25 protein-coding genes are annotated in these 20,901 nt (G+C 31.8%); 16 read left to right on the top strand and 9 right to left on the bottom strand.

The genetic code is table 11. The features are described from left to right. Positions 1-177 precede the first annotated feature (177 nt). The 8 genes from FS935_RS02765 to FS935_RS02735 all read left to right on the top strand — a co-directional run bounded on the left by FS935_RS02765 (position 178) and on the right by FS935_RS02735 (position 6,626). Complete coding sequence (locus FS935_RS02765) at positions 178-747, top strand: tetratricopeptide repeat protein (protein ID WP_146945988.1); 570 nt, start codon at positions 178-180, stop codon at positions 745-747. Further along, positions 744-2,690 carry a tetratricopeptide repeat protein gene (locus tag FS935_RS02760; protein WP_146945987.1) on the top strand — a complete coding sequence of 649 codons (1,947 nt, stop codon included), beginning with the start codon at positions 744-746 and terminating at the stop codon, positions 2,688-2,690. Before FS935_RS02765 ends, FS935_RS02760 begins: the two co-directional genes overlap by 4 nt. 60 nt (positions 2,691-2,750) lie before the next feature. Then, on the top strand, positions 2,751-3,503 hold the full coding sequence (locus FS935_RS02755) for an amidohydrolase family protein (RefSeq protein ID WP_146945986.1): 753 nt from the start codon (positions 2,751-2,753) through the stop codon (positions 3,501-3,503). A 45-nt stretch (positions 3,504-3,548) separates the two neighbouring features. Next, positions 3,549-4,655, top strand: a complete 1,107-nt coding sequence (locus tag FS935_RS02750; RefSeq protein ID WP_146945985.1) for a 3-dehydroquinate synthase II domain-containing protein — start codon at positions 3,549-3,551, stop codon at positions 4,653-4,655. A gap of 20 nt (positions 4,656-4,675) precedes the next feature. Beyond that, positions 4,676-5,437, top strand: a complete 762-nt coding sequence (locus FS935_RS02745; RefSeq protein WP_146945984.1) for a 2-amino-3,7-dideoxy-D-threo-hept-6-ulosonate synthase — start codon at positions 4,676-4,678, stop codon at positions 5,435-5,437. 12 nt (positions 5,438-5,449) lie between these two features. Next, the gene (locus FS935_RS02740; RefSeq protein WP_146945983.1) at positions 5,450-5,644 is read left to right on the top strand and encodes a hypothetical protein; all 195 of its coding nucleotides are present in this window, start codon (positions 5,450-5,452) and stop codon (positions 5,642-5,644) included. Further along, positions 5,631-5,771 (top strand): hypothetical protein, encoded by a 141-nt coding sequence (locus FS935_RS23330; RefSeq protein WP_158638517.1) that lies wholly within the window; start codon positions 5,631-5,633, stop codon positions 5,769-5,771. Before FS935_RS02740 ends, FS935_RS23330 begins: the two co-directional genes overlap by 14 nt. 231 nt (positions 5,772-6,002) lie before the next feature. Beyond that, complete coding sequence (locus FS935_RS02735) at positions 6,003-6,626, top strand: CAP domain-containing protein (protein ID WP_146945982.1); 624 nt, start codon at positions 6,003-6,005, stop codon at positions 6,624-6,626. Positions 6,627-6,750: 124 nt separating this feature from the next. Here FS935_RS02735 and FS935_RS23325 read toward each other — a convergent pair whose 3' ends face one another. Next, a complete protein-coding gene (locus FS935_RS23325) occupies positions 6,751-6,927 on the bottom strand; it encodes a hypothetical protein (RefSeq protein ID WP_158638516.1) in 177 nt (58 codons plus the stop codon). Positions 6,928-7,157: 230 nt separating this feature from the next. Further along, a complete protein-coding gene (locus FS935_RS02730; protein ID WP_146945981.1) occupies positions 7,158-7,364 on the bottom strand; it encodes an alpha/beta-type small acid-soluble spore protein in 207 nt (68 codons plus the stop codon). 452 nt (positions 7,365-7,816) lie between these two features. On the opposite strand from FS935_RS02730, the gene FS935_RS02725 reads away from it, so the two are divergent. Further along, complete coding sequence (locus FS935_RS02725) at positions 7,817-8,602, top strand: alpha/beta fold hydrolase (protein WP_146945980.1); 786 nt, start codon at positions 7,817-7,819, stop codon at positions 8,600-8,602. Between the two features lie 137 nt (positions 8,603-8,739). Beyond that, entirely contained in the window at positions 8,740-9,786 is a 1,047-nt protein-coding gene (locus FS935_RS02720; RefSeq protein ID WP_146945979.1) for an aldose epimerase family protein, read from the top strand. A 44-nt stretch (positions 9,787-9,830) separates the two neighbouring features. On the opposite strand, the gene FS935_RS02715 is transcribed toward FS935_RS02720, so the two are convergent. Beyond that, positions 9,831-10,022 (bottom strand): hypothetical protein, encoded by a 192-nt coding sequence (locus FS935_RS02715; RefSeq protein WP_146945978.1) that lies wholly within the window; start codon positions 10,020-10,022, stop codon positions 9,831-9,833. 105 nt (positions 10,023-10,127) lie between these two features. On the opposite strand from FS935_RS02715, the gene FS935_RS02710 reads away from it, so the two are divergent. Next, on the top strand, positions 10,128-10,412 hold the full coding sequence (locus FS935_RS02710) for a hypothetical protein (protein WP_146945977.1): 285 nt from the start codon (positions 10,128-10,130) through the stop codon (positions 10,410-10,412). A 145-nt stretch (positions 10,413-10,557) separates the two neighbouring features. Here FS935_RS02710 and FS935_RS02705 read toward each other — a convergent pair whose 3' ends face one another. Continuing rightward, on the bottom strand, positions 10,558-11,328 hold the full coding sequence (locus FS935_RS02705) for a hypothetical protein (protein ID WP_146945976.1): 771 nt from the start codon (positions 11,326-11,328) through the stop codon (positions 10,558-10,560). A gap of 361 nt (positions 11,329-11,689) precedes the next feature. Here FS935_RS02705 and FS935_RS02700 point away from each other — a divergent pair, with 361 nt between their 5' ends. The 3 genes from FS935_RS02700 to FS935_RS02690 all read left to right on the top strand — a co-directional run bounded on the left by FS935_RS02700 (position 11,690) and on the right by FS935_RS02690 (position 15,387). Continuing rightward, positions 11,690-12,346 carry a hypothetical protein gene (locus tag FS935_RS02700; protein ID WP_146945975.1) on the top strand — a complete coding sequence of 219 codons (657 nt, stop codon included), beginning with the start codon at positions 11,690-11,692 and terminating at the stop codon, positions 12,344-12,346. Positions 12,347-12,757: 411 nt separating this feature from the next. Next, positions 12,758-15,082: an RNA polymerase recycling motor HelD gene (gene helD, locus FS935_RS02695; protein ID WP_146945974.1), complete on the top strand. Its 2,325-nt coding sequence runs from the start codon at positions 12,758-12,760 to the stop codon at positions 15,080-15,082. A 23-nt stretch (positions 15,083-15,105) separates the two neighbouring features. Continuing rightward, the gene (locus FS935_RS02690) at positions 15,106-15,387 is read left to right on the top strand and encodes a hypothetical protein (RefSeq protein ID WP_146945973.1); all 282 of its coding nucleotides are present in this window, start codon (positions 15,106-15,108) and stop codon (positions 15,385-15,387) included. A 258-nt stretch (positions 15,388-15,645) separates the two neighbouring features. On the opposite strand, the gene FS935_RS23320 is transcribed toward FS935_RS02690, so the two are convergent. Both FS935_RS23320 and FS935_RS02685 read right to left on the bottom strand, forming a co-directional pair. Continuing rightward, the gene (locus tag FS935_RS23320) at positions 15,646-15,789 is read right to left on the bottom strand and encodes a hypothetical protein (RefSeq protein WP_158638515.1); all 144 of its coding nucleotides are present in this window, start codon (positions 15,787-15,789) and stop codon (positions 15,646-15,648) included. A gap of 184 nt (positions 15,790-15,973) precedes the next feature. Next, a complete protein-coding gene (locus FS935_RS02685) occupies positions 15,974-16,735 on the bottom strand; it encodes an NADPH-dependent oxidoreductase (RefSeq protein WP_146945972.1) in 762 nt (253 codons plus the stop codon). 233 nt (positions 16,736-16,968) lie between these two features. Here FS935_RS02685 and FS935_RS02680 point away from each other — a divergent pair, with 233 nt between their 5' ends. Next, entirely contained in the window at positions 16,969-17,769 is an 801-nt protein-coding gene (locus FS935_RS02680; protein WP_240050797.1) for a glycerophosphodiester phosphodiesterase, read from the top strand. Positions 17,770-17,801: 32 nt separating this feature from the next. Here FS935_RS02680 and FS935_RS02675 read toward each other — a convergent pair whose 3' ends face one another. Together FS935_RS02675 and FS935_RS02670 are read right to left on the bottom strand one after the other, a co-directional pair. Continuing rightward, positions 17,802-17,984, bottom strand: coding sequence for a hypothetical protein (locus FS935_RS02675; RefSeq protein ID WP_146945971.1), 183 nt, complete (start codon positions 17,982-17,984; stop codon positions 17,802-17,804). A gap of 326 nt (positions 17,985-18,310) precedes the next feature. Continuing rightward, positions 18,311-18,619: a putative sulfate exporter family transporter gene (locus FS935_RS02670; protein WP_146945970.1), complete on the bottom strand. Its 309-nt coding sequence runs from the start codon at positions 18,617-18,619 to the stop codon at positions 18,311-18,313. Between the two features lie 231 nt (positions 18,620-18,850). Here FS935_RS02670 and FS935_RS02665 point away from each other — a divergent pair, with 231 nt between their 5' ends. After that, positions 18,851-19,732 (top strand): LysR family transcriptional regulator, encoded by an 882-nt coding sequence (locus FS935_RS02665; protein ID WP_146945969.1) that lies wholly within the window; start codon positions 18,851-18,853, stop codon positions 19,730-19,732. Between the two features lie 132 nt (positions 19,733-19,864). On the opposite strand, the gene gltC is transcribed toward FS935_RS02665, so the two are convergent. Further along, positions 19,865-20,767 (bottom strand): glutamate biosynthesis transcriptional regulator GltC, encoded by a 903-nt coding sequence (gltC, locus tag FS935_RS02660; RefSeq protein ID WP_146945968.1) that lies wholly within the window; start codon positions 20,765-20,767, stop codon positions 19,865-19,867. Between the last annotated feature and the right edge of the window lie 134 nt (positions 20,768-20,901).

Here is a 20,901-nt window from a genome sequence, read left to right as displayed (position 1 = left end):
TTTCATAGGAGAAAACATTGAATAAAGCACCTTTAATGTAGACTCTATTATCAATTAAATTCTTTTCCATTATCGTCTATCACCATCTTCTATCTTTTACATAATGTGTAAATGTATTCTAAAACTATGAAACGTTAAAGAGTTCATAGTTGCTTTATGAAGGAGGTTCAAAAAATTTTGAGCATTAAAGAAGATTGGAAAGAAGATTTTAAAGAAGCAGTTGCACTTCATCAAAAAGCCATAGATGGTGATAAAGAAGCAGCAAAAAAGGCACATGCGATACTAAAAAAACTTAAAACAGATGTAATCAATAATCCAACAATTGAAGCATATTTTGGAAGTGCCTCTGCTTTAGTAGCGAAAGATCATATAGATTTAATTGAAAAAATGAATCTAGCAAAAAGGGGTCTTAAAGAATTAGATAAAGCTGTTAAGGCAGAGCCGAAAAATTATGAATTTAGATTACTAAGAGGTAATGTAGCTTTTCGATTGCCTGAGATGTATTTCAAAAGAACAAAAACTGCAATTGAAGATTTTCAATTCCTTATCAGTGAGTATAAAAGTAGGAATAAAAATATAACGAAAAATCTATTTTGTGAAATTCTATTAAACCTAGGTAAATGCTATCAAACACTAGGTGAATTTGAGAAAGCAGATCAGGCCTGGAATCAATTGTTGAAAGAAAATAATAGAAAATATAAGACTCTTGTTGAAAATGCTAAACGAAATGGAGGTGAATCATCATGAATTTACAAAAAAGAAAGCTAATAGAAAAATTAGCAAAAGCTAATCCTTATTTATTAGAAGCAGGATTGGCAAATAACCTAAATAAAGAGCAGGAAAAATTTCACTACAAACAGGATGTTAATTCAACTACTTCTTTAGGAGAAGAAAAAAGACCAATAAGTACAAAGAACCATAATAATAGAGTTTTAAAAAATGCAAATAAATTAACATCTAGATTAAGCAAGCAGAAAAAAACAATAAACGACAATCCAACTGATAGTAACTCAGGAGTATTAGCCGAGGCTATAAAAGAACATGATGCTGGGGTAAAAGGAAATAAACAATCAGTTAAAAATGCATATGATCAATTAAAAAAGTTATATGAACAGCACCCTAATCATAAAGAGATTAAAGCTTATTTTGGAAGTGCAACAAGTTTAATAGCCAGAGATGCACATAGTGTAACAGATAAGATGAAATTTGCTTTAGAAGGCTTAAACCTATTAGATGAGGTAATTGAATCAGATTCTGATTGTACTGTTGCTAGATTTTTAAGAGGGCATGTTGCTTATCGACTTCCTGACCTTTATTTTCAACGTTCTAAAACAGCAATTGAAGATTTTTCTTATTTAGTAGAAGTTTATGAAAAGAACTCAACAATATTAAATGGAGATGAGTATGCTGAAATTTTAAAAAACTTAGTAGAAGTTTATAAACGTTCAAATCAGACAGATATTGCAAAGAATTATCAAGAGAAACTTAAAGCATTCAAAATGTTAAGCAATCCATCAATAAAAGATACAGAATTAGATAGTGAACAAGATATTGATGGTCAATTAGAGACAGAAGGGATGACAGATGAAGCTATCTCTATTTATAGCAAAGCTCTAAATGGAACATCAGATGAAGTAAAAGAAGCGTTAGACTTTTTTGAGGTGTTTGTTTTAACAAATGCATCCCCAGAAGTAGAAATGTATTATATCGATTTACAATCTATGCTTGGTAGAGATTCTGTTAACACCTATGAAATGTTTGGAGCAGCTATAAAGTCAATGAAAGCGATGGATAGTTTGATCACTGAACATCCAGATCTTAATGAATTGAAACTTATTCGTTCAAGACAGAGTTTAAGATTGCCTGAATTATTTTTTAGAAGAGCTGCAATAGCTAGTGCAGATATCGAATGCTTAATGAAAAATCAGGAATTTCTTCAAGAAAAGGGTTCAGAGACTCACCATCAATTATTGTTTGACCTCGGTATTGCCTATGAAAAGCTAGGTATGATAGAAAAAGCAAAAGAAGCTTGGGCGAAATTAAATAACCTTAATCCTTCTAACGACATACAAGAAAAATTGCAAGAGAAAAAGGAAATTTATGCGTATAAAAAAATTGATTTAAGAACACTTACTGTGGCAACAAAAGATAAATTATATGAGAAAGCCAAGGAAATGCATCTTATGGGTGCTAAGGGATGCAAAGATGCAGCTATTCAAAGTTTAGAAGCATGGGAAAAAGCAAGAAACGCATTTCCTGAATGCGAAACAGCCCAAACCTATTATGCAGCATCTGTAGCCTTAATGGGTAAGTTCGCTAATGAACCACAGGAAATGTTCAAGGATACCATACAGGGTATAAAGTTGTTGAATGAATCGATTCAATCAGATAATCCAGAGTTGAAATATCTAAGAGGAGTTATCTATCAATCTCTTCCTGAAGGTTTTTTTCATACAAGTGATAAAGCAATTAAAGACTTTAAGTCTGTAAAATCAGCATATGAACAAAATCTTGAAAACCCTCCAATAACAAGAGAGCAATACTTGAAATTATTATATGATTTAGGTCATTTATATAAAAAAACTAGTCTGGTAGATCTTGCTAAAAAAACATGGAGTACATTGTATAAAGAAGATTCTGAATCAGTGTACGTAGCGAGATTAAAAGCTCGGGGTATGACATTTGAATAATCGAGCTTTCAAACCAAACTATAAGAAATTATAAAGAGCAAGGAAAAAGAGGTGAAACGTATGATTATTGACGCACATGCTCATTTATCTAATACAGAGTATGGGAACATCGAATTATATCAGAATTTAATGAGCGAGATTGGTATTGATCAGGTAGTGGCAGTTCCTGGGGCAATGCTAGATGTACGTAAAATGACTGAGTATATCACAGGTAGAGCAAAACCGGATAATCCTGTTCCAGATAATCAATATATTGAAAAAGCATGCAATGAAAATAAGAACATCCATGGTTTTATCTGTATTAATCCGCATGACAAAGATGTAGAGCAACAGCTTGAAAAGGGGAAAAAACAAGGATTTAAAGGACTAAAGCTTTCTCCGTTATCACATCAGTTTTCGTTTTCATCAAAAGGAATTACAAGCTTAGCGTCTCTTTGTGGCGATTATGATTTTCCATTTTACACACATGTTGTATATAGCCCAGGTGCATCAACTGCAAAGTTTATTCAGCTTGCAAAGAAATTTCCAAAAACTAAATTTATTATTGGTCATATGGGATTTGGTCCAGCAGACCAAGAGGCATTAGAAGCTGCAAAATCGTTAGATAACTTTTTTTTAGAAACATCAACAGGTAATTTCCTTCATATACAGGAGTCAGTTAAAAAAGTAGGCTCCTCAAAAGTGATTTTTGGATCAGAATATCCATTATCACATCCAGGAATAGAACTGGAAAAAATTATGAAGCTAAATATTACTGATCGTGAACGTGAAGATATCGTAAGTGGAAATATAAAGCAATTATTAAAAATTTAAAGAGTGATAACTATTATCTAGGTGAAATTGAAGGGAGAAATTAATATGCAACAAAAACAACGACAAGTTTGGTATGACGGTAGAGGAGTTTCAGTTGAAAATATGGATGTTTGGGAGTTAATTAATCACTCTCCTATTGATAAAGCGTTAGTAACAGTTCAGCAACGTCAAGAGGGGTATTTTCCACAAAAAATGTCTTTTATTACAGAAGTAACAAATGTTGGTGAACTAGAAGATGTACCTTCAGAAGATGTTGTTTTTTCTGACAATAAATCATTATTAGAGGAAGCGAAAAAACGTAACTACAAAACTTGTATTTTTTATTCTGTTGATGACCGTGAAATGTTAGAACGCTGCTCAAGAGAAGCTAGTGAGTATGACTTTGCTGCAGTAGACTTTGATCTACCAACAAATATTCCACTGGAACTAATCATTGCTAGATTAGAAGAAAGTAACACAGTTTTATTACGAGCTGTAAATACAGCAATTGATACTGAAATTGCTTATGGAACACTTGAAAAAGGTAGTGATGGCGTATTATTTGCAACAACTGATATTGATGAAGTTAAACGTTTAACTGCATTTATGTCAAAGCAAGCATTACCGAGCTTAGAATTACATCCAATGGTCGTAACAGAGGTTGTTCATGCTGGTATGGGTGTTCGAGCTTGTATTGATACGACTGGTATTATGAACCAGGACGAAGGAATGATTATTGGTTCAACATCAGGTGGAGGAGTTTTTGTTTGTTCGGAAACTCACTATCTTCCTTATATGAATTTAAGACCATTCCGAGTAAATGCAGGTGCAGTTCACTCTTATGTGTGGCAACCAGATGATGCTGCTGAGTATTTAAGTGATTTAAAAGCAGGTGATAAAGTTCTATGTGTTAATACAAAAGGTGAAACTCGTGTATTGACAGTAGGAAGAATTAAAACTGAAGTACGTCCAATGTTACTGATCAAAGGAAAAGTGGGAGAAAGTGAGTTAAATGTGATTGTGCAGGATGATTGGCATATCCGAATCATGAGTGCAGATGGAAAACCAAGAAATGCTTCTACAATTCAACCTGGTGATGAGTTATTGTCTTATATTTGTGAGCCTGGTCGACATGTAGGAGTTAAAGTTAGCGAAACAATTATTGAGAGATAAAAAGTGGGGGAGTTTTCACTATGTCAGGTAAAGAAATCCGTTTAAAAAAATTATATCATCATTCCGACAAATTATTAATTGTTCCAATGGATCATGGAATTACGATTGGACCAGTTAAAGGATTATCTGAAATTAATCACACAGTAAATGCTGTTTTTGCCGGAGGAGCAGATGCTGTTGTTGTGCATAAAGGTCTTGTTCGTTATCTAACAGATTCAATTGGCTCTAATAAGGGTGAGTTAATTGTTCATTTATCAGCATCTACAGCACTTGCTCCAGAATCACAATCAACCAGAAAGGAAGTTGTATCATCTGTAGAGCATTCAATTCGCTTAGGTGCGACAGCAATTTCGACACATGTAAATTTAGGCTCTCCATTTGAAGCAGAACAAATAAGAGATGTAGGTTTAATTGCAGAAGAGTGTGATAAATGGGGCATTCCACTACTTGCAATGATGTATGTACGTGATGGTTCTAAACAACATGAATTTGATCCAGAAAGAATAAGGCATGCTGCAAGAGTTGCAGAAGAATTAGGTGCAGACATTGTAAAAGTTAATTACAGTGGCTCAGCAGAATCATTTGCTCAAGTAGTATCAGGAGTGAAAATTCCTGTATTGATTGCAGGTGGAGAGAGACTTTCATCTAATGATGACCTACTCGTTATGATTGATGATGCTTTGAGTGCAGGTGCAAATGGAATCTCAATTGGCCGTAATATTTTTCAAGACGAAGATCCTGAAAAGCTTTGTGCTAGTATACGATCTATTTTAGATCAATAATGAGGTGAACGAATGGACAATAAAAAATTAAATGAAGCAGTCGGTAATTTATCAACTAAAATTAAAGAATTAAAAGAACAAGGAGCAACAAGTAAACAAATCCAAGCTGCTGTTTTTGAGATGATTGAAGGTTTAGGTATGCAAATTCCTTTAGATAAAATTAACGAAAAACTATTAAGGATGAAAAATGATAATGAACAAAAATGAGATTAAGGAAATTGTTGAGACGTTCAAAGAACAGGTTAACTGTGCTTTAAATGGGAGTAATCAACCAGAAGAAATTAAAAAAGCTGTTTATTTTATGCTTAAATCATTAAATATCCAGATTCCTTAAATTGAAAAAATTAAGTGAAGTTTTGGCGTGAATTTCAACAAGAATTCACGTCTTTTTTTTGTTTTCGTCGAAATTAATATCCCGGCTTTGTTTAGTGATCTATTATCAAAAATTGTTAAACATTGAGTTAACTTAATTTAATAATTTTAAAAATACAGTATGAAATCAAAATTGTAAGCCAAACTAAAATAGGTGAAAAAAATAAACAAGAAAATACATAGGAGTGAAAATATGTTAAAAAAATTAATAGCTGTAACTTTTGTTTTTTTATTAATCATGCCAGCTGTATCACATGGTCAAATTAAAACGTTTAAAGAACCTCCATTTGAATTTTATAAAGTATCAAAAGGGGATACATTCTGGTACATAGCACAACGTTATGGATTAGATTATAAAAGGTTAATGGAATTAAATCCTTCAATAGAGCCAAGGAATATGCACGTGGGTGAAGTGATTCGCTTGAAACCATCTGCTAAAAGTGTTAGTAGCTTTGAAGAACAAGTTGTTCAACTTGTAAACCAAGAACGTGCAAAGGTAGGATTAAAGGCACTTACACATCGTGCAGATGTAAAAAATGTAGCTCAAAAAAAAGCAGAAGATATGATTAACTCGAATTATTTTTCACATACGAGTCCGAACTACGGATCACCGTTTGATATGTTAAAAACATTCGGTATCAGCTATACAAATGCAGGTGAAAATATAGCAAAAGGTCAGAAAACACCTCAGGAAGTTATGAATGCTTGGATGAATTCTTCAGGTCACAGAGCCAATATACTAAAACCTGAATTTGATGCAATTGGTGTTGGGTTTTATCATGGTGCATGGGTTCAAATGTTTATAAAAGGTAGATAAATAATGGAAAAGAAGAGGATGGGAATTCCCATCCTCTTCTGTATTAATTTTTTAAAACTTTTTAGCTGTAGCAACAATCTTTCAGAAAAGAGTCTTAAGTAAAGAATCTTTATCATGTATTAACTTATTCATTTTTTTCCTTAAATATATCTCTACCTTTTGCGCCTACAGACATATCGGTGTCACTTCTTGTGTTAGTCTTCTCATCATCAATTTTATAAGGCTCTTGTGTAGAATTTACATATTTAGACTTGTGTTTTGTTTCTGTTTTAATAAATTCATCAAAGTTTTCATTTACCAATGTAAATCAACTCCACAATCAAATTTTTAACTCATTACTATCGTATCCAGAGAAAGGGAATTTTAATAAATAGTTTGTTTATTATTAGATCAATTAAAAAAGGTAGAAATTACAATCAACAAAATGCAAGCTTCAATATAGTCATTTATTAAAATTGAATGACTAATGAAAAAAGAGGCAGACTCATCTGAGTCGCCTCTTATATGCCACATATATTTAGTTAAGTGTTATTATTTGCTACCTAATTGTTGTTCTGCAAAAGAAACTAAACGTTTAGTAATTTCTCCACCTACAGATCCATTTGCACGAGATGTTGTTTCTCCACCAAGATTTACGCCAAATTCATTAGCGATTTCATACTTCATTTGGTCGATTGCTTGAGAAGCACCAGGTACCACTAATTGATTAGAATTGTTGTTATTACTGTTGCTTGCCATAATAAATGCATCTCCTTCATGAATAGTTTTTGGTGGGCTAGGCTGGAATTGCACCAAACCGTTAACCACTAGGTTAACCCAATATGAAAATGATTTATTTTTTGATTTAATTATGCTTTTGCGTCTGAATAAGTAATTGCTGTAAGTGATGTTGATAATTAATATTTCACGTTTTAGAAATTATATGCTAATTTTTTTCGAGAAATTTTTTCCAATGAAAATTGGTTAACCACATAACAATGTGGAATACTACAAAAATAATAAATTTTCTTATTAGATTTCTGTTGATTTACAACGAAGTAGTTCCTAACAAAAGTGGTATGAATTCTTTATAGGAAGTGCTAAAGCTGACTGATGATTTTAGTTCTTTGTTTTTAGCTTGTAACTGAAATCAACAAAATGAAGTAGGGGAAACTTCAAAAGTAGTTTGGAAATTAGAGGAGGTAATATAAATGCCAAGTGTTATTCTTGAAAATGGCAATAAAATTACGTATGACGATATTGGTGAAGGAACTCCAGTTATTTTTGTTCATCCACCAGGTATGGGCAGACATGTATTTTATTATCAGCAAAAACTAAAAGACCATATGAGGTTAATCATTCCTGATTTAAGTGGACATGGAGATAGTTCAAGAGTTGATTCCAATAATGTTTCAGTAAATTATTTCGCGGATGAAATCATTCACTTTATGGATAAATTGGAAATTGAAAAAGCTGTACTTTGTGGGTATTCTGCAGGAGGAGCAATTACTCAATTTTTAAGTATCTATTATAAAGAGCGAGTCAAGGGGCTGATTTTATTTGGTGGTTATCCTGCTGTATTGAATACTTTTTTACAATGGGAACATAAGGTAGGCGCTTTTATGGTTAAACATCATAGAAGATTATTAGCACAAATATTGGCATTAAGTCATACGAAAAATAAGAAATTACAGAAAAAACTTTTTCATCATATGTTAAAGTCACAAAAAAGTGTTTGGTATAAATATTATCAGGAAGTTCTTCAAACCAACCTAATACATGATTTAAATAAGATTAATGTTCCAGTTTTATTAATGTACGGCACAAAATCAGATTTAATTAATAAATATAATACTTATTTTAAAGAACAGATTAGGAGATATAGAATTGTTTATTTCAAACATACAAATCACCAAGTTCCAACAAAAAGGTGGAAATTAGCGAATGCTGAGATTGAAAGATATATAAATGGAACAATTGATCATAAAAAGAGTTAAATTATTATTGCTTATTGGAAGTAATAGATGAAAAGTTTGTTGTTTTGACTTCATAAAGCTATAATAAAAACATTAATGTTTATCTATTATTGTAATTGTTAACGCTTCCTTAAATAATAAATAGAGGAGAGAAAATTATGAAGGTTGTAAAAGAGAGATTTGGCGAAACTAACGGGGAAACAGTTTATTCTTATGAATTACAAAATGATCAAGGATTTAAAGTAAACTGTATATCATTAGGATGTATTATTACAAGTATTTCTACACCAGATAAAAATGGAAACTTAGAAAACGTTGTATTAGGCTTTGATTCTGTTGAGGAGTATCTAGAACATTCACCTTACTTTGGTTCTATCGTTGGAAGAGTAGCAGGAAGAATTAATAACGGTAAATTTGAATTAGATGGTGAACCGTACTCTTTACCACAAAATGAAAAGACAAATCATCTTCATGGCGGACCAAATGCATTCGACAAAAGAGTTTGGGATGCTGAAATAATAGAGAAAGAAAATGAAATAGGTGTAAAATTTTCACTATTAAGTAATGATGGTGAAAATGGTTATCCTGGTAATGTTACTGTGAATGCTACTTATTTAGTTAATAATCAGAATGAATTAACAATTACATATACTGCAACAACAGATAAAAAAACCCTTATTAATCTAACTAATCATACTTACTTTAATTTAAGTGGAAATGTCAAAAAAGATATCTTATCACACAAATTAAAATTGAAAAGTGATGAGTATTTAGAGTTAAATGAATTGTTTATACCTACAGGAGAAAAAGTAAGTGTAGACAAAAAACCATTTGATTTCGTAAATAAAAAAGAATTGAAAGAAGCAATCTTATCAAATGATGATCAAATTAAGAAGGTTGGTCAAGGAATCGATCACCCATTTATATTGAATGAAAACCATAATGAAGAAATTGTGTTAGAAGATGAGACAAGTGGTCGGAAATTAATCATTGAAACTGACGAAGAAAGTGTTGTTGTCTATACATCAAACATGCTAGAAGGAGATTTTCAAATTAGAGGTGTACAAGCTAAAAAATATTTAGGAATTTGTCTTGAAACACAGGGCTTACCTGATTCCATTAACCAACCTAATTTCGAACCATGTATTCTAGATGTTGGTGAAGAATACAATACTACAACAAAATATAAATTCACTACAAATTGATAATGAAACGGCCTTAATGATAATAAGGCCGTTTTGTTCTTTACTCAATCTCCATAAGGATATGGTACGTGTATGCTATTTATCGTACCAGGTTCATCTTGAATCGTATTTAAAGATTGCAGATAGGAGCGTAATTCGTTTTTTAATTCTTTAGGAGCCCCCTCTTTAAAATGCCAATTCCCAGGCTCATCCACAAAATATTCACTATACATAAAACTCGGATGTTTTTCAGGCATCTATATCCCTCCTTTGTTTCTTTTTTATCCTTCCCTTCAATGCTCTTGTATATTTTTAGTTTTTTAACAAACCTTAAAGAAAAAGGAATATAAAGGAGCTTGTTTATGATCTTCTATGCTTGTGTAAAGTCACAACCTAACAATATAAACTCATATAAAGGAATTGAAGTTTCTACATTAGGAAATCCTACTGATGTGGTTGCACGATTTGAATCTTATGATCCTTTGGAAGATTTTCGTAATTTTGTAAGCTGGTCTGAAAGTGTTGGAGATGATAACGTTGGTTTTTGTGATAGCTTAAAAAGCTTTGCTAAGCAATATGAAGACATCTCTGAGAATGATTCACATCAAATGCTATCTATGGTTTATGGTGAACATTTCGAATGTTAGAAATTGGTTTGTTTGTTATCTTCATGGTGGTTTTCTAGTATACATAAAACACAACATAAAACTTAATTAGAAAAGCTGAAGCAACAGGAAAGTCCTGCTTCAGCTTAACGACCTATTGATTCAAGTTGTGTAATGTATGTTTATTCTAATTGCTTCCTACTGTTTCCTTCTGTTTTTCCTCTTCCATTTTAACAGCTGGTTTCTCTATTTTTAATAGTTTTCCAAAGTAGGTGATGATTGACTTATAGTTGTCTTCAATTTTCTCAACAACATAGTTGATTCTTTCAAATAATGTTGACTTTAGAGTATCTAATTCATTAGCGGTTTTTTGATTCAAAGCATCTTGTTGATCTAACTTTTCTAATACCGTTTGATGAAATGCTTCTTGAAGTTCAAGTGCCTTTAATATTTCTTCATTAGTTTTGTGTTGAGTATTTATCTGATTGTTTAGATCTTTATGAAGATCGGCATAGGTTTCAATGTTTTTGGACATTTTTTGAAGTGCATTATCTTGTATTGTCAGTTGATCCATCATTGCTTGATGTATAACTTCTTTATCATCATGCTTTTGAACAAGTTCAAGATGTAGTTTTTCTAATTTATTTAAACGGAGTAAAAACATATCATAGACTTTTTGTTGTGTATCAAGATTTTCAATTAGAGGAGTAGTTCGCTTTTCTTGCTCTTCTAACTGTGTTACAAGATGGTTGAATTGCTGAATTTGTTCGAATTTAGTTTCTTTTAATATACTGTTGACTTCCTTTGTAGACTTATCAAGTGACTTATTCACCTTTTCTTGATTATTAAGAAGCTCTTCTAATGAATTTTTTCGAAAGAACTTTTGATTAGATTTAACCATAATTTCACTTGGTTGCTTATATAGGGAACGATTTGAATGGTTTTTTATATATACCAAAATGACTCACTCCTCTCTGCAAAATTCAAATACTACTATTATCTTATGTATTAACCCAATTAATTGATTATTATTTTTTTTAGACTTTGTTTAATCTGAAAATTTAACTGATTTAATAATTGGAGTGGAATAAACTTCTGCGATAGGAGTGTGTCCAGTATCCAGGGAGACTCTTCAGGAATGCGGCTTACAAAGAGGCTTCGGACCCTAGGAAAAGAGCTATTAATTATTGTGCATCTAAAAGCAAAGTCTATAAAAGAAACAAGAGTAAGAATAAGAGCGATATTTTTTTGAAAAAAATCGTTTGTTTTTTAAAAAAAGGGCATACTAGTTTGGACAATAATGTAAAGGTGGTAGGAAGATGAGTTTAGAGTGGTTTGACCGTGTGAGTAGTGAATTGCAGGAGCATCTTGAATCAATTTGTGAAAAGTATGATCAAGTAGGACATATGTCAATCGATCGCGGTGCAAAACATCCTAGGATTGAATTCTTTGTTTTAAATGAGGAAGATGAGCGTGAATATTTTTGCACTTTATTTTTCGATCCACATAATGAAGAATTTTATTTTGAAACATTCGACTTAGAATTCGAGCAAACTTCTAGAACTCTTCTTTCAGATATTGAGGATATTATTGATGCTGTTCATGAAAGTTTTCATGATTACATGAATGATGATGAAGATGATTACGAAGAAGTGTATGAAGTTGACCTTGATGAGCAAGGTGAACAATATCTAGAAGATGATGATGGTGATATCTTTGAAGAAATTGATGTTGAATGGGAAACACCGGAAGTAACGGCCTTCAAGTATGAGGATGAGGTAGAAGTTACTTATCAATTTGGTATTGTTGAAGAAACGGGAGATGGTGTATTACGACGCATCAATAGAATTAAAACAGATGATGATGACTTAATAAAAGATGAAACGAACTTCATTTTTAGTAAAGAGGAAGCAAGCACTATTATAGCAATGATAGCAAGCCATATGGACTCATTATCAGAATTTGATTTGCAATAAATAATAAGAAGGTTGGAGGTAGTGATTATCACTGCAACCAACCTTTTTATTATTTTTGTCAGAAACGGTTTTAACGGCTATATAACTAATATATTAATTATTTGTGTAGTGTAAGAATAAGTGATACCGTTAAATTATTACCTTTAGCATAATTAGATTTGCAATCATTTTTGATATAACCAATTTTATGAAATTTTCAAAAAAAAAATTCTAATACGTGAACATGAAATATATAAATATAAACTAAATTTATACAAAGACAAATTATAGTAGGAATTTTATGATATTCCTCGAATTGATTACTATAATATAAGTTTTTAGTTATGTTAAAAATGGTTTTAATCATTGGTGAAATTTAATTTTTTAACTTATAGGAGTAATCTATAAATTATATAAATAAGGCGGGTTTCTATGGATCAATTTGAGATAGATTTAACCGAAGAACAAGCTAGGATTAACTCTGTAATAAAGAAAATGAAACAAAATCTTTCTGAGCTAAGAGCACAAGCTTCATCGATGAAAACTGATATTGTTTCAATAAGAAAAAACTTTTGGGAAGATGTAACAGTTAACTTAGACGACGCAGTTGAAGCAGGGGAAACAGCTACTAGTATTAAACAACAAGCTGAATTTTTAGCTGAAAAAGAACATCGTCATAAACATCTTGATCGTGATTTTAAAAATTTAACAAGACTTGTTGAATCCCCTTATTTTGCTCGCATCGACTTTAAAGAGGATGGAGATGATGAGGTAGAAAGTATATATTTAGGTATTGCTTCTTATATTGATCAGAATACAGATGAATTTTTAGTATATGATTGGCGAGCACCTATTTCAAGCCTGTACTATGATTACAGTTTAGGTTCAGCTCATTTTACTGCACCAGGTGGATGTATTAGTGGTGAATTGAAGCTAAAGCGCCAATTCATAATAAAAAATGGATTCATAAAAGCCATGTTCGACACAGGAGTAACAATCGGAGATGAATTACTACAAGAGGTATTAGGAAAGCAATCTGATTCACAAATGAAAAGTATTGTTGCGACGATTCAGCAGGAGCAAAATAAAGTAATTCGTAATGAAAAAGGAAAGCTTTTAATTGTGCAAGGAACTGCAGGTAGTGGAAAAACCTCTGCTGCACTTCAACGAGTGGCTTACCTATTATATAAATATCGAGATAGCCTAGAAGCTGAAGAAATATTATTATTTTCACCAAATACAATGTTTAATAGTTATATACGCAATGTATTACCAGAGCTTGGTGAAGAAAATATGCAGCAAACAACATTTCAAAATTATTTGCAACACTCACTTGGAAACGAATTTGAAGTTGAAGATTTATTCACACAAATGGAGTATATGCTAACTGCAAAAAATGATGAAAGTCTTCTATTACGTAAAAAAGCAACAAAATATAAATCTTCTTTTGAATATATGGAAATGATTGAAGATTACCTTAAATATTTAAGCAAACAAGGGTTAATCTTTAATGATATTCTTTTCAGGGGTGAAATTCTTTTTAAATCGGAAGAAATTTATTCTTATTTTTACTCTCTGGATTCTGCAATCACTATAACTAATCGTATAAAGCTTTTGGAAGAGTGGCTGTTAGATGAAATAAAGAAGGTGGAAAAACGTGAACGAGTAAAACAGTGGGTAGAAGAAGAAATTCAATTTTTAAGTAAAGATGAATACCAATTTTACTTTGAGAAATTAAGTAAACAAAAAAGATTTTCTCAAGAAACCTTTGATGATTATGACCGTGAGCAGGAGCTATTGAGTAAATATGTAGTTAAAAGAAACTTAGTTGCAGTAAAAAAAGGAATTAAATCATATTCATTTATTAATATGAAAGCAATTTATCAGCAATTATTTGAGCTTAGTCAAAGTAAAACCTTAGAGAAAAACGATTGGAAACGTATAGGGGAATATACCGTTGCAGAGATAGAAGAAGGGAAGATTCCATACGAAGATGCTACACCGTTTTTGTATTTAAAGGAAAAAATAGAAGGATTTAAAGTAAATACAACTGTAAAATATGTTTTTATAGATGAAGCTCAAGATTATTCAGCATTTCAATTTTCTTTTTTAAAACATCTGTTTCCTAATGCGAAGTTTACAGTACTGGGTGATAGTAATCAGGCAATTTATGCTCACCAATCCTACACAGGTTTGGGTGCACTTTCACAGTTGTTTGAAGAAGAAAAAACTGAAAAAATCGAATTAAATAGAAGTTATCGTTCGACATTTGAAATTGTGAACTTCACAAGTGAGATGTTAGTAAATAAAGATACAGAGATTATTCCTTTTAACAGACAAGGGCAAAAGCCTGTTGTTATAAAAAAACAATCTATAGACGACATTATAAACGGAATCATTGAAAAGATTAATCTTCTACCTGAATATAAAAGTATTGCTATTATTTGTAAAACAGCTGAAGAAAGTAATACAGTTTATGAGCTACTAAAGGGGTTTATTGATGTTCATTTAGTTGATAAACGAAGTAATGAATTTGATAAAGGTATTGTCATTATACCAGCATATTTGGCAAAAGGAATTGAATTCGATGCTGTTATTATATTTAATGCTTCGAATACAGCTTATGAAGCTGAATCATTAAGAAATCTGTTTTATACAGCCTGTACAAGAGCTATGCATGAATTATCTATTTTTTATGAAGGGGAGCTCACATCTTTTGTAAAGGATGTTTCTCGAGACCTTTATATTGAAGAATAAAATCTAAGAAATAGGAGGGCAATGTGGAAATTATCGCTAAAATACCATATGTAATAGTGAATAGGAAAATTGAAGATAATACACAGCTTCATAAAGAAGAAGAACATAAGATCACATTGTCCTGTGAACGAGTTGTTACTTCTTTTGATTCATTTTTACTTGAAGAAGTTTTAGATATCTCTTTTCGTTTCTTCTCTTCAGAAGAAATGGGTTTATTATACCTACATACAACGAAAGGGATGTATTCATATACAGTAAAAACGAGTCCACAGCATTTTATAGAACAATTTAAGCAAATGAAATAAGTAGGCTTCATAGCTATGTATAAGTTGATTTTTAAACTTTGTTGATTGTAGTGTATATATGAAGTGTCCTGAGGGGGGTGCATGTCTAGTGGAGACCTCACGGGCACCGCTTCTTCGAGGGATACTCCCGGATAGCCCAAGGAAAGCGAATACCTGTATCGGAAACCATCAACTTTGTTTAACAGCCCTAATTTATAAATTTAAATGCAAAGGCAGATAAGCTGTTTAAATTTTGTAAACAGTTTATCTGCCTTTGCTTTAGTTCATATGTTTTTTCATTTCTAGCTTTTTTAACTCAATGTATTGTTTGAATTCTTCTTTACTAACATCAGAGTTTAATGCTTCTTTAACAAGTTCAATAAGCTCTTGGTTGTTTGTGGTATCCATGCTTTTATTATTCATATACTTAAAAATTCCTCCAATACAGTTTCATCATTAACTAATACCCTGTTATTACATTTCTTAACCCTTTTTTTTGTTTTAAATCCACTTTTTTGGATAAATACTGTTTTCTGTCAACTTTTGATAAAAAGGTTGACAGAAAACAGAAATTATTCGAAGTTTAACCACCGTTGTAATATGAATTTTACTTTTCTACATCTTTGCAGGTGAAGCCTTGCTGTTTTAACATTTTTGGTACATCTGAATAGTTGTGGTTATAATGCTTTTCTTTATAAAAACCTGAGATTTTATTAGTCCAGGTTACATCTCTTTCACCGTTTGACTTTTTAAGCTGATGCTGCCTAAATGTCTCATTGTATGTGTTGATATAAGATGTTTGGTTGTTGTCATATTCTTCATTGTGAACAAAAGCGTTTTTAGGTAATCGTGGATTTAAGCCAGGATCATTTAAGCCATAACCAACACACAATCCTGCAATTGGAATCACATATTTAGGTAAATTCAATAATTCTATTACATTTAGAGGTTTACGACGGATGCCGCCGATAGGCACTGTTCCTAGTCCTAAAGATTCTGACGCTGCAATCGCGTTACTAAGTGCAATTCCTACGTCAGTTGCACCAACAAGAAGCATATCAGTATCATCTATTGCATTAAATGGTACTTTTTCAATTTCACTAGCAATTTTCGCTCTGTTGAAATCAGCACAAAAAACAAGAAAGGTTGGAGCTTCAATAATGTGCTTTTGATTTCCACAATAATCTGCAAGTTTTGCTTTTCGTTCCTTGTCTTGGACAACTATTATAGATACTTGCTGTCCATGAATCCAAGATGGTGCTGATTGAGCTGAGTTAAGAATGGCCTCGAGATGGTCTTTAGGTATTTGTTGATCTTTATATTTACGAAACGAGCGGTGACTTGTTAATGTTGTAATAACATCATTCATTTGTATCCCTCCGATTTGTGTAATCAGGCATTTTTGATTAGTAAAGGCTTTACGAGGATTGCATGAAGAAAAACTGAATAACTAACATAATGGCGTTTCGGAAACAGCCTTAATACTAATACTGTACTTTATAAGATTATATATTTCAAAGATTTTGAATAGAGATAGTGAATGCTTCGATATGATTCTATTTATAATGATGAGTAATAGCAAAAGTGAAAGGGAGTATATAAATGGTTCGTTTTTTTAAGAAGTTTCTGAATAAGAGCTATAAAAATAATCAGTTAATAGTTGTTGCTCATCGTGGAGCTGCGGGTTATGCGCCTGAAAACACAATGGCAGCTTTTTATAAAGCGAAGGAACTAAAAGCTGATTATATTGAATTAGATATCCAAATAACAAAGGATGGAGAAATAGTTGTTATTCACGATCAAAAAGTAGATCGAACAACAAATGGTGTAGGTGAGGTGAAGGAATTTACTTACCGTGAATTAACTAAGCTAGATGCTGGAGAATGGTTTCATACAAAATTTAGAGGTGAAAAAATCCCAACATTAAAACAAGTTATTTCAGAGTTTTATGGGCAAATGGGGATATTGATTGAAATTAAACATCCAGCTCTTTATCCTGGAATCGAACAGAAGTTAGCGACTTTGCTCAGTGAAATCGTTGGAGAAGATAATCTTAGTGAATCACAGATTATCGTTCAATCCTTTGATTTTGAACTATTACAAAGATTGAACCAAATTTCCTCTAACATACCATTAGGGTTACTTGTGAAGTACCGTGTTCAAGGAATTTCAAAAGCACAATTGAAAGACTGGACTTCAATCGTTCAATATATAAATCCTAATAAGGCACTTATAACGAAAAAACTAGTAAAAAAAATTCACAGCTATAAAGTTAAAGTCATTCCTTACACTGTTAGAGATAAAAAATCGATCAACGGATTAGTTAATGCCGAAGTAGATGGCATAGTTACAGATTATCCTGATTATATTGTTGACTTTATGATCAATAGAAAAAGCTCATAAATACACTTAATTTAGTATTCATGAACTTTTTTTTATAAATTTTCTCGTTGTTGACCTATTTCTTTTTCTGCAATAAGAGAGTTAGCTACTTCTTGGTTTTTATGTTCATCAACTGAGTCTCCAGCAACGTTCTTAAGATTTGGAAAGGATCCATCATTTTGTATAGTTATTTTCTCTTCTTTCGGTGCATTTGTTAAGTACTTATCTTTTTCCATTATATTACACTCCTTGTCATTTTGTGATAACAATTTGTAGTATGTGTTGTTTTTTGATGATGATTCTAAAAAAAACTGTTTTTGTAAACCTTGCAAAAAGGTAGTGAAAACAGGCTAAAATGATTAATCAAAAACAATAATAAACCGAATAAACAAATAGCACAAAATAACTAAAGTAACGCTTCCTATAAAGCTAGCTAACAAGCGCTTTTTCCATTCCTTTTTAGTGAAGCAAGCTCTAAATTTAACCCTAATCCTGCCATAGACATGCTATTAAGATATAGGAAACTGAAACAATACTGGAGGTTATGAAATCAGGGATCAAGTTAAGAGTACCTGAATGTACTCATTAATAAAAAACCAACGATAAACCCTGGAATTGGTAATGATGTACCTTTCTTTGCCTCTTGTTTTTGACGATTCTTTAGTATTCCAAAAAGAATAGCTACTGAAACTAACATGACAACTATTGTTAGTTTAACAATTACAGCCATATCTATAGCGTCAGAGCAAGCTGTAGCTGAAGCGGCAATAATATTAGCTACTTCATGAAGGGTTCCTCCTGATAAAACGCCAAACTGTACGGGAGTTAGTCCTAACTTAAAATAGAATATCGTATACAATAAGGTGAAAATTGAGCAAAAAGGTCATTGAGCAATAAAGATTGCTATTATGGAGAGATCTAGAGTAAGTAGTATGCTAGTAATAATTCTATTGTTTTTCCTATTTATAACAAATAATCCAGACAAATAAACACTGCTAAAATATAATTTTACTAAAAACACTTTATAAAACTCTTGTTTATTAGTAAAATGTTGATAAGTGATCATTGTTATTAATATTTTTAATAATAGGGGATGTAGAATTTGTATTATGATGCATTAAAAACATTTATAACTGTAGTAGAGCAAAAAAATTTTACGAAAGCTGCAGAAAAATTACGAATTTCTCAACCAAGTGTTAGTGTTCACATTAAGAATTTGGAAGCTGAATTTCAAACACAGTTGTTTATTCGTTCTCCAAAGGTACTTAAAATAACACCTTCGGGAGAAATTCTACTTGAGCGAGCAAAACAGATGGTGCAAATATATGAAAATACGAAGAACGATATATATGAACAACAAAACACAATAAAAGGAACATTAAAAATAGCCGCTAGTTTTACGATAGGGGAATATGTGTTACCGCCATTATTAGCAGATTTATGTAAAGAATACCCTAATCTTAATTTCTCTGTTACGATTGGGAATACAAATGAAGTGGTTAAATTAACTCAGCAATTTCAAGTTGATATTGGGTTAATTGAAGGAAATACAGATGAAAAAGATGTCATTGTCCAACCATTTATGGAGGATGAGCTTATTATCATAGCACCTCCAAATCATCCTTTAAAGAATAAAAATGATATCGTAACAGAGGATCTACAAAGTGAAACATGGATAAGTAGAGAAAGTGGTTCAGGTACAAGAGAATATTTAGAGCACTTTATACGCTCTAATGGTTTAAAAATAAATGACCTTATGACTATTAGCAGTAATCAGGGAGTTAAAGAAACAGTTATAAATGGACTTGGAATATCAATTCTTTCGTTTTTTACTGTGAAGAGAGAACTTGAACAAGGTGCTTTAATTGAAATTAAACCTAAGGATGAATTATTTAAACGGAAATTTTCATATGTGATGTCACCAATTAGTGGTGAGAAAAAATTGAACACTGTTTTCTTAGAAGCTCTAAAAAAAGGTAATTAATATAGAAGAAACTTGTCTTTTGAAAAATGGTTGGCCATGAATTATGCCAACCATTCCTTCAATTTTAAAGTAGAAAGTGTAAAATTCTAGAGTTAGTATTACGATCTAGGCTCAAAAAGCCATTCGCTTTCCTTATTGGTATTGCTCAAGCATGGAGAAAAAGTCTTTCACATACTGGTAAAACACCTTCTCTGACGGTGCAAGGTCCCTTTTCTTTGATACAATTATTCCTACTGTTCTTCTAACTAATGGGAGTTCAATAGGAATTCTAACGGTAAAGCGTGGGATTGATTCATGAAATGTACTTTCAGGTAAGAGAGTAACACCCATACCTGCAGAAACTAGACCTTTTATAGCATCTAAATCTTCACCAACAGAAGAAATATTAGGTACAAAACCTGCCTGTTTACAGGCTTCTACTACGATTTCTTGTAGAACGAAGCCTCTAGGAAATAAGACAAAAGAGTCGTTTCTTAGTTCATTAAGCAAAATGCTCTTTTTTGAAGCTAAATGATGTGATGCTGGTACTAAAGCTGAAATACTTTCTGTAAATAAAATTGTTCCTTCAACATCAGGATTGTTTAGTGGAACAGGACCTATAAACGCGAGATCAATTTCACGATTTATTACTGAATCAATTAAAAACTTATATGAGCCTTGTCTTAAATGAAAAGCAACATTAGGATGTTTATCCTTGAAAGCTGATATAACTGTTGGCAATAAATGACTAGCAAGACTTGTTGGAAAACCAATTTTAATTGAACCTCTTTCAGGATCTAAAAATTCATCGATTTGCTTTTTAGCATAATCAATAGCCTTCATGGCTGTTTTAGTATGAGTTAAAAATACTTTTCCGATGGGTGTGAGCTTAACATTTCTTCCTTCTCTTTCAAATAATGTCACACCTAACTCTGATTCAAGATTGGCAATTTGTCTGCTAATTGCTGACTGAGCTACATGTAGGTATTGTGCAGCTTCTGATACATGTTCACGTTCTGCAACTTCCATAAAATATCGTAGTTGACGTAATTCCATAATTGGCCTCCAATCACCATTCATATCAAAAATAGATCAATTTAATCTAAATTATATATTGTTTATATCAATTTGGAAATATATAATGTAATTATCTGAAAATTATCGGGTGTAAGATTATCTAACGGGGGGAG

This window comes from Metabacillus litoralis (assembly GCF_007994985.1).
In the GTDB taxonomy this organism is placed as follows: domain Bacteria; phylum Bacillota; class Bacilli; order Bacillales; family Bacillaceae; genus Metabacillus; species Metabacillus litoralis.
Note: the sequence above shows the minus strand (reverse complement) of the source record. Positions and strands in the feature narration are given on the sequence as shown.

Bases quoted from the DNA above. Each gene is read 5' to 3' on its own strand.
- gltC (WP_146945968.1), bottom strand. From the start codon at position 20,767: ATGGAATTACGTCAACTACGATATTTTATGGAAGTTGCAGAACGTGAA.
- FS935_RS02715 (WP_146945978.1), bottom strand. From the start codon at position 10,022: ATGCCTGAAAAACATCCGAGTTTTATGTATAGTGAATATTTTGTGGAT.
- FS935_RS02675 (WP_146945971.1), bottom strand. From the start codon at position 17,984: ATGGAAAAAGATAAGTACTTAACAAATGCACCGAAAGAAGAGAAAATA.
- FS935_RS02720 (WP_146945979.1), top strand. From the start codon at position 8,740: ATGAAGGTTGTAAAAGAGAGATTTGGCGAAACTAACGGGGAAACAGTT.
- helD (WP_146945974.1), top strand. From the start codon at position 12,758: ATGGATCAATTTGAGATAGATTTAACCGAAGAACAAGCTAGGATTAAC.
- FS935_RS02735 (WP_146945982.1), top strand. From the start codon at position 6,003: ATGTTAAAAAAATTAATAGCTGTAACTTTTGTTTTTTTATTAATCATG.
- FS935_RS02740 (WP_146945983.1), top strand. From the start codon at position 5,450: ATGGACAATAAAAAATTAAATGAAGCAGTCGGTAATTTATCAACTAAA.
- FS935_RS02700 (WP_146945975.1), top strand. From the start codon at position 11,690: ATGAGTTTAGAGTGGTTTGACCGTGTGAGTAGTGAATTGCAGGAGCAT.
- FS935_RS02680 (WP_240050797.1), top strand. From the start codon at position 16,969: ATGGTTCGTTTTTTTAAGAAGTTTCTGAATAAGAGCTATAAAAATAAT.
- FS935_RS02725 (WP_146945980.1), top strand. From the start codon at position 7,817: ATGCCAAGTGTTATTCTTGAAAATGGCAATAAAATTACGTATGACGAT.
- FS935_RS23330 (WP_158638517.1), top strand. From the start codon at position 5,631: ATGAACAAAAATGAGATTAAGGAAATTGTTGAGACGTTCAAAGAACAG.
- FS935_RS02745 (WP_146945984.1), top strand. From the start codon at position 4,676: ATGTCAGGTAAAGAAATCCGTTTAAAAAAATTATATCATCATTCCGAC.
- FS935_RS23320 (WP_158638515.1), bottom strand. From the start codon at position 15,789: ATGAATAATAAAAGCATGGATACCACAAACAACCAAGAGCTTATTGAA.
- FS935_RS02710 (WP_146945977.1), top strand. From the start codon at position 10,128: ATGATCTTCTATGCTTGTGTAAAGTCACAACCTAACAATATAAACTCA.
- FS935_RS02760 (WP_146945987.1), top strand. From the start codon at position 744: ATGAATTTACAAAAAAGAAAGCTAATAGAAAAATTAGCAAAAGCTAAT.
- FS935_RS02750 (WP_146945985.1), top strand. From the start codon at position 3,549: ATGCAACAAAAACAACGACAAGTTTGGTATGACGGTAGAGGAGTTTCA.
- FS935_RS02730 (WP_146945981.1), bottom strand. From the start codon at position 7,364: ATGGCAAGCAACAGTAATAACAACAATTCTAATCAATTAGTGGTACCT.
- FS935_RS02755 (WP_146945986.1), top strand. From the start codon at position 2,751: ATGATTATTGACGCACATGCTCATTTATCTAATACAGAGTATGGGAAC.
- FS935_RS02685 (WP_146945972.1), bottom strand. From the start codon at position 16,735: ATGAATGATGTTATTACAACATTAACAAGTCACCGCTCGTTTCGTAAA.